The organism is Pseudomonas sp. GXM4 (assembly GCF_008923895.1).
Classification (GTDB): domain Bacteria; phylum Pseudomonadota; class Gammaproteobacteria; order Pseudomonadales; family Pseudomonadaceae; genus Aquipseudomonas; species Aquipseudomonas atacamensis.
Map to the genome: position 1 here is coordinate 1 of NZ_WBRZ01000276.1, position 7,076 is coordinate 7,076.

General features: G+C 63.1%; 5 protein-coding genes. 3 read left to right on the forward strand and 2 right to left on the reverse strand.

Translation table 11 applies throughout. The features are described 5' to 3' along the window. Nucleotides 1-205: 205 nt before the first annotated feature. Together F8N49_RS23565 and F8N49_RS23570 are read right to left on the reverse strand one after the other, a co-directional pair. Nucleotides 206-1,543, reverse strand: a complete 1,338-nt coding sequence (locus tag F8N49_RS23565; protein WP_016773905.1) for a lysine N(6)-hydroxylase/L-ornithine N(5)-oxygenase family protein — start codon at nucleotides 1,541-1,543, stop codon at nucleotides 206-208. 133 nt (nucleotides 1,544-1,676) lie between these two features. Beyond that, complete coding sequence (locus F8N49_RS23570) at nucleotides 1,677-2,159, reverse strand: sigma-70 family RNA polymerase sigma factor (protein ID WP_016773904.1); 483 nt, start codon at nucleotides 2,157-2,159, stop codon at nucleotides 1,677-1,679. Between the two features lie 279 nt (nucleotides 2,160-2,438). Here F8N49_RS23570 and F8N49_RS23575 point away from each other — a divergent pair, with 279 nt between their 5' ends. From F8N49_RS23575 to F8N49_RS23585, 3 genes are read left to right on the forward strand one after another with little or no spacing between them, the layout of a single operon-like run. Continuing rightward, nucleotides 2,439-3,602 carry an efflux RND transporter periplasmic adaptor subunit gene (locus F8N49_RS23575; RefSeq protein WP_122506474.1) on the forward strand — a complete coding sequence of 388 codons (1,164 nt, stop codon included), beginning with the start codon at nucleotides 2,439-2,441 and terminating at the stop codon, nucleotides 3,600-3,602. Further along, nucleotides 3,603-5,573, forward strand: coding sequence for a MacB family efflux pump subunit (locus tag F8N49_RS23580; protein ID WP_151552803.1), 1,971 nt, complete (start codon nucleotides 3,603-3,605; stop codon nucleotides 5,571-5,573). Between the two features lie 7 nt (nucleotides 5,574-5,580). Further along, nucleotides 5,581-6,975: an efflux transporter outer membrane subunit gene (locus tag F8N49_RS23585; RefSeq protein ID WP_151552805.1), complete on the forward strand. Its 1,395-nt coding sequence runs from the start codon at nucleotides 5,581-5,583 to the stop codon at nucleotides 6,973-6,975. Nucleotides 6,976-7,076: the final 101 nt, after the last annotated feature.

Below are 7,076 nucleotides of genomic sequence, written 5' to 3' on the forward strand. Positions count from 1 at the left end.
CTCATCGGACGCCCCTCGTTCGGCTTCTGAAAGGGGCGCGGAGCGTCCCGGGCGGCATTCCCACGCAGAGCGTGGGAACGATCATATGTGGGGCTTTCCATGGCCCCTTCGCTAGCAGGCTCGCTCCCACATTTTGCCCTGCGTTCACAGAACCATTGTGGGAGCGAGCCTGCTCGCGAAAGCGGTGTGACAGGCGCCGCATACTTCAGCTGGCAGTCGCCAACAGCAACTCCGCCACCGAGCGGCTGTGCCCGCGCTGTTTGCCATGCTCGTACAGCGAGCCAGCGATTTCATCGGCGCGAATCGGCAGCACCGACAGCAGCGTATCGCTCAGGCCATGGCTGGCCTGGCAGAAGCCCTGCATATAAATACCGGCCTTGCAGCGCTCGTCGGTGATCAGTTTGTAGTTGCGATCGACCTCGAACTCACCGAGGTATTCCTCCAGCGGCGCGAGCAACTTGCGGTGCATCTGCCGCTCGTAACCGGTGGCCAGCACCACGGCGTCATAGATTCGCACCGTGACTTCGCCGGTGGCGTTGTTGCGCACGGCCAGTTCGATGCCATTTGCCGTCGCAGTGGCGCTCTCGACGGTGGTCAGGGTGCGGAACGCATGGCGGGCAATCCCGGAAACCTTCTGCCGGTAGAAGATGCCGTAGATGCGTTCGATCAGGTCGATGTCGACCACCGAATAGTTGGTGTTGTGGTACTCGTTGACCAGACGCTCGCGCTCGACGCTGTTCTGCTGGAACACCAGATCGGTGAACTCCGGCGAGAACACTTCGTTGACGAACGGGCTGTCATCCGCAGGTTTCAACGCCGAACCACGCAGGATCATGTCGACCTGCACCGACGGGAATGAATCATTCAGGTCGATAAAGGCTTCCGCCGCGCTCTGCCCGCCGCCGATGATGGCGATGCTCATCGGTTGGTTGTTCACGCACGGCTGCCTGGCCATTTGCGACAGGTATTGCGAATGGTGGAATACCCGGTGATCGCCCTTCAGTGCTTTGAACGCCTCCGGAATGCGCGGTGTGCCGCCAGCGCTGACCACCACCGAACGCGTGGTACGCACGAATTGCTGGCCGTCGCTGCCCCGGGAAATCACCCGCAAGGCTTCGACCTGCTGGTTGTGCAATACCGGTTCGATGAATTGCACTTCTTCGCCATAACGGCTCTGCGCGGTGAACTGCCCGGCCACCCAGCGCAGGTAGTCGTTGTACTCCATGCGGCATGGATAAAAGGTGCCGAGGTTGATGAAATCGACCAGACGCCCGTGGTGCTTGAGGTAGTTGACGAACGAGTAAGGGCTGGTCGGATTGCGCAGGGTCACCAGGTCCTTGAGGAAGGAAATCTGCAACTCGCTCTGCGTCGACAAGGTGTTGCCGTGCCAGCTGTAAGTGGCCTGCTTGTCGAGGAACAGCACATCCAGTTCGCCCTGGATCCGGCCGCGCTCCTGCAGAGCGATGGCCAGTGCCAGGTTCGAAGGGCCGAAACCGACGCCGATCAGGTCGTGAACGATGGGCGATGCAATTGCCTGTGTCATTTCCAGTGTCCTCTGGATGAACCCCTCAACGCGGGGAAATAAAGCCTGGGTGGCCTGACCGGCCTGAATCAGGTCAGCAGGTCGTCTGTTGAGTAGGAACGAGGACGATGAAAGGAAATTTAACCGGCGCGGCTCACTGGCCATCCCATTGCTGGATGCGCAAGCGGCAATGTTTCATGGCGTTGACGATGTGTTTTTCCACCAGCGCCCGGGAGATGCCGAGGGTCTGGGCGATTTCCGGATGGGACATTCCTTCGATCTTGCGCAGCAGAAAACTGTCGCGGCACAGCGGCGGCAGCTCGGCCAGTGCGCGCTGAAGCATTTCCAGGCGCTGTCCGTGATCAAGGGTGCCGTGAGGCGAGGGAGTGAAATAGCGCTCTTCGTTATCAAGCACGTCCAGCGATTCGACCTGGCGCAGCGCGTTGCGGCGGTGATCGTCGATAACCAGGTTCAACGCGGTGCGATAAAGGAAGGCCCGGGGTTGTTCGATCGGCACCTCGCTGGAGCGCTCCAGCACGCGTACATAGGCGTCATGCACCACATCCTCGGCGACCTGACGGTTGCCCAGTCTGGCGTTGAGGAAACACACCAGCTCACGATAGTAGTTTTCCAACATGACTCCCGACCGCATCGATGCCGTTTCTGTCCTTGAGCGCACTGATCAGACCTGCAAATCACGCAGTAGCAAGATAGTGGCAACGTGAGGTGCGTAATTTATAGTAATTCTCATATAGATTTAAAGAGTTGATTCCATATCCCGGACAAATAGTCGTGGCCCGGCTGCGGTAACTCGATGTGTCTGCGGCTAAATTCCGTCGCCCATGCCTCGTTTACAGGACAGCCCCTGTGTCTGTCGTGCCTTGCGACGGGCCGCAACCACTGGCCGGAACCCTGCATGAATCGTCCCCGCCCCGCCCGTCGCGCGCTGTTTGCCGCCCTCTGTCTGATTCCCGTGATCGCCGTCGCTGCCTGGCAAGTCTTGCCACCCGGTCGCGACGCCGTTGCCACTGTGCAGGTCAGCCGCGGCGATATCGAAAACAGCGTGACAGCGCTCGGCACCTTGCAGCCGCGCCGCTATGTCGATGTCGGCGCACAGGCTTCGGGGCAGATTCAGAAGATTCACGTCGAGGCCGGCGATACGGTCAAGGAAGGCCAGTTGCTGGTGGAAATCGACCCGTCGACACAGAAAGCCAAGCTCGATGCCGGGCGCTTTTCCATCGAGAACCTCAAGGCGCAGCTGCAGGAGCAACGTGCCCAGCACGATCTGGCGCAGCAGAAATACCAGCGCCAGCAGAAACTCGCCGCCGGTGGCGCCACCCGCGAAGAAGACGTGCAGACCGCGCGCGCCGAGGTTCGCGCAACCCAGGCGCGCATCGACATGTTCCAGGCGCAGATCCGTCAGGCCCAGGCCAGCCTGCGCAGCGACGAGGCGGAACTCGGTTACACGCGCATCTATGCGCCGATGAGCGGCACCGTGGTCGCCGTCGGTGCGCGCGAAGGCCAGACCCTCAACGCGCAACAACAGACCCCGCTGATCCTGCGCATCGCCCGGCTGTCGCCGATGACCGTGTGGGCCGAGGTTTCAGAGGCCGACATCGGCCACGTCAAACCCGGCATGACCGCCTACTTCACCACCCTCAGCGGCGGCACTCGGCGCTGGAGCAGCAGCGTGCGGCAGATCCTGCCGGTGCCACCACGTCCGCTTGAACAGAATCAGGGCGGCAGTCCTACCAGCGGCCGCAGCGGCAGCGAACGCGTGGTTCTTTATACCGTGCTGCTCGACGTCGACAACGCCGATCACAGCCTGATGACCGACATGACCGCCCAGGTGTTCTTCGTCGCCCAACAGGCGCAAGACACCCTGACCGTGCCGACTGCCGCCCTGCAACCGGGCTCGCGTCCGCAGTGGCAGCGAGCGCAGATCGTCGCTGCCAACGGTGATATTCAGGCGCGCGAAGTACGCACCGGCATCAGCGATCGCCTGCGCACCCAAGTGCTGGAAGGTCTGGCCGAGGGCGAGCATGTTCTCAGCGCGCCGGCCACTGGTCATGGAGGCTGAATGCACACGCCCCTGATCGACCTGCGGCAGATCCGCAAAGCCTATGGCGGTGATGACAGCCCGCGGGTGGAAGTGCTGCGCGGGATCGATCTGTCGATCCACGCCGGCGAGTTCGTTGCCATCGTCGGCGCCTCCGGTTCGGGCAAATCGACGCTGATGAATATCCTCGGTTGCCTCGACCGTCCCACCAGCGGCGAGTATTTGTTCGCCGGGGAAAATGTCGCGCAGCTGGACAGCGATGAACTGGCCTGGCTGCGCCGCGAAGCCTTCGGGTTTGTCTTTCAGGGCTATCACCTGATCCCGTCCGGCTCGGCCCAGGAAAACGTCGAGATGCCAGCGATCTATGCCGGCACCCCGGCCGCCGAGCGGCATGCCCGAGCTCACGCACTGCTGGAACGTCTCGGCCTCGGCACTCGCACTGGCAATCGTCCGCATCAGCTTTCCGGCGGCCAGCAACAGCGGGTGTCGATTGCCCGTGCGCTGATGAACGGCGGCCATATCATCCTCGCCGACGAGCCGACCGGTGCCCTCGACAGCCACAGCGGCGCTGAAGTGATGACCCTGCTCGACGAACTCGCCGATCAGGGTCATGTGGTGATCCTCATCACCCACGACCGCGAAGTGGCGCAACGGGCCAAACGCATCATCGAAATCCGCGACGGCCTGATCATCAGCGACAGCGCCGAGCACGCCTGCGCGCCGCCTGTGGCCAATCCCGGCGCGTTGCAAGCGGTTGACCTGCGCCAGCGCCTGAGCAACGGCAGCAACCAGACCGGCGCCTGGAAAGGTGAACTGGTCGACGCTGTACAAGCGGCGTGGCGAGTGATGTGGATCAACCGCTTTCGCACGGCGCTGACCCTGCTGGGCATCGTCATTGGCGTGGCCTCGGTGGTGGTCATGCTCGCCGTCGGCGAAGGCAGCAAGCGGCAGGTCATGGCGCAAATGGGTGCGTTCGGCTCCAACATCATTTACCTCAGCGGTTCGGCGCCGAACCCGCGTACGCCGGAGGGCATCATCACCCTCGACGACGTCGCCGAACTGTCCGCCCTGCCCCAGGTGGAACGGATCATGCCGGTCAACGGCTCGACCGCCGGGGTGCGCTTTGGCAACGCCGATCACAGCAGCTACGTCGGCGGCAATGACACCAACTTTCCGCAGATTTTCAACTGGCCGGTGATCCAGGGCAGCTACTTCACCCAGGCCGACGAGGACAGCGCCGCCGCTGTCGCGGTGATCGGCACCAAGGTCCGCGACAAGTTGCTCAAGGATGTCGCCGACCCCATCGGCCAATACATCCTCATCGAAAACGTGCCGTTCCAGATCCTTGGCGTGCTTGCGGAAAAAGGCGCCAGCTCCGGCGACTCCGATAGCGACAACCGCATCGCCGTGCCGTATTCGGCGGCGAGCACGCGCCTGTTCGGCAGCCGCAATCCGCAATACGTGGTGATCGCGGCCAAGGATGCGCGCAAGGTCAAGGACGCCGAGCAGGCCATCGAACAGGCGATGTTGCGTCGGCACCACGGCAAGAAGGATTTCGAACTGACCAACAATGCCGCGATGATCCAGGCCGAAGCGCGCACGCAAGGCACGCTGTCGCTGATGCTGGGGGCGATTGCGGCGATTTCCCTGCTGGTCGGCGGTATCGGCGTGATGAACATCATGCTCATGACCGTACGCGAACGTACCCGCGAGATCGGTATTCGCATGGCCACCGGCGCCCGTCAGCGCGACATCCTCCGTCAGTTTCTCACCGAAGCGCTGATGCTCTCGGTGGTCGGCGGAATCGCCGGAATCGGCCTGGCGCTGCTGGTCGGCGGCGTGTTGTTGCTCAGCGGCGTGGCGATCGCCTTTCAAGGGCTCGCGGTGATCGGTGCGTTTGCCTGTGCGCTGGTCACCGGCGTCATTTTCGGCTTCATGCCGGCCCGCAAAGCTGCCCGGCTTGACCCGGTCACGGCCCTTACCAGTGAATGATCGACCTATGAAAGTGCGACTGACGTTCCTTGCCGCCAGCCTGTTGCTGGCGGCCTGCAGCGGCCCGGCGCCGCGCCTCGACAGCGGCGTGCAGCCACCGAGCGCGTGGCAGTCCGCCGACACCCCCGGCGCGCTGCAGAGCAATCGGCAATGGTGGACGCAATTCGGCAGCCCCGAGCTGGAGCGGCTGGTGGAACAGGCGCGGCTGGGCAGCTACGACCTCGCCGCCGCCGTGGCGCGAGTCAGACAGGCCGAGGCCAGCGCAACCATTGCCGGCGCCCCGCTGCTGCCGGAACTCAAGGCCGGGCTGAATGCCAATCGGCAGAAACTGATCCACGGCAAGGGCTACAGCCAATTGGATGTCAGTCCCGAGAATCGCTCGCTGGACTATTACGATGCCGAGCTCAGCGCCAGTTACGAAATCGATTTCTGGGGCGGCAAGCGTGCCGCCCGCGACAGTGCGGTGTTCGGCGTGCAGGCCAGCGAATTCGATCGCGCCACCGTCGAGCTGACCTTGCTCAGCGGCGTCGCCAACAGTTACACCCAGGCCCTGGCCTTGCGTGAGCAGGCGCGCATTGCCGAACTCAATCTGAAAAATGCGCAGAATGTGCTGCAGCTGGTGCAGACCCGTTTCGACGCCGGCAGCGCCACCGCGCTGGAACTGGCCCAGCAGAAAAGCCTGGTGGCCGAACAACAGCGTCGCCTGCCGCTGGTGCAACAACAGGCCCGCGAAGCACTGATCAGCCTCGCCGCCCTGCTCGGTCAACCGGTGCAAGCGTTGCCGTTGCCCACGCAATCCTTCGCCCAACTGCACTGGCCGGACATCGCCAGCGGCGTGCCGAGCGACTTGCTGAGTCGGCGTCCAGACATTGCCAGCGCCGAGGCCAAGCTCGCCGCAGCCCAGGCTGATGTCACCGTCGCCCGCGCCGCGATGCTGCCGAAAATCACCCTGACCGCCAGCCTCGGCAGCGGCGCCGATCTGGCCGCCGATTTGCTGCGCACGACGTTCTACAACCTGTCCTCGGGGCTGACCGCGCCGATCTTCAACAACGGCCGCCTCAGCGCCGAACGCGACAAGGCCAAGGCGCGGCAGGATGAACTGCTGGAGACCTATCGCGGAGCAATCATCAACGGCTTCGCCGACGTCGAAAAAGCCCTCAGCAGCATTCGCGGCCTCGACGAACAACAGCAATGGCAAAGCGAAGAACTGAACCAGGCACAAACCGCCTTCGACATCGCCCAGAGTCGCTACCAGGCCGGCGCCGAAGACCTGCTCACCGTCCTGCAAACCCAGCGCACGCTGTATGCCGCGCAGGACATGAACGTACAACTGCGCCTGTCGCGATTGCAGGCGAGCATTGCCTTGTACAAAGCGTTGGGGGGTGGTTGGGAGGTGATCTGAGGGCAACGCGTCGACTGAACTGACGCCTTCGCGAGCAGGCTCGCTCCCACAGGGAGCCTTGGTCGTGCCGAAAATTTCTGTCCAGACCGAATTTCATTTTT

Excerpts from the sequence above, each read along its gene's own strand:
- F8N49_RS23565 (WP_016773905.1), bottom strand. The coding sequence starts at position 1,543 with ATGACACAGGCAATTGCATCGCCCATCGTTCACGACCTGATCGGCGTC.
- F8N49_RS23570 (WP_016773904.1), bottom strand. The coding sequence starts at position 2,159 with ATGTTGGAAAACTACTATCGTGAGCTGGTGTGTTTCCTCAACGCCAGA.
- F8N49_RS23575 (WP_122506474.1), top strand. The coding sequence starts at position 2,439 with ATGAATCGTCCCCGCCCCGCCCGTCGCGCGCTGTTTGCCGCCCTCTGT.
- F8N49_RS23580 (WP_151552803.1), top strand. The coding sequence starts at position 3,603 with ATGCACACGCCCCTGATCGACCTGCGGCAGATCCGCAAAGCCTATGGC.
- F8N49_RS23585 (WP_151552805.1), top strand. The coding sequence starts at position 5,581 with ATGAAAGTGCGACTGACGTTCCTTGCCGCCAGCCTGTTGCTGGCGGCC.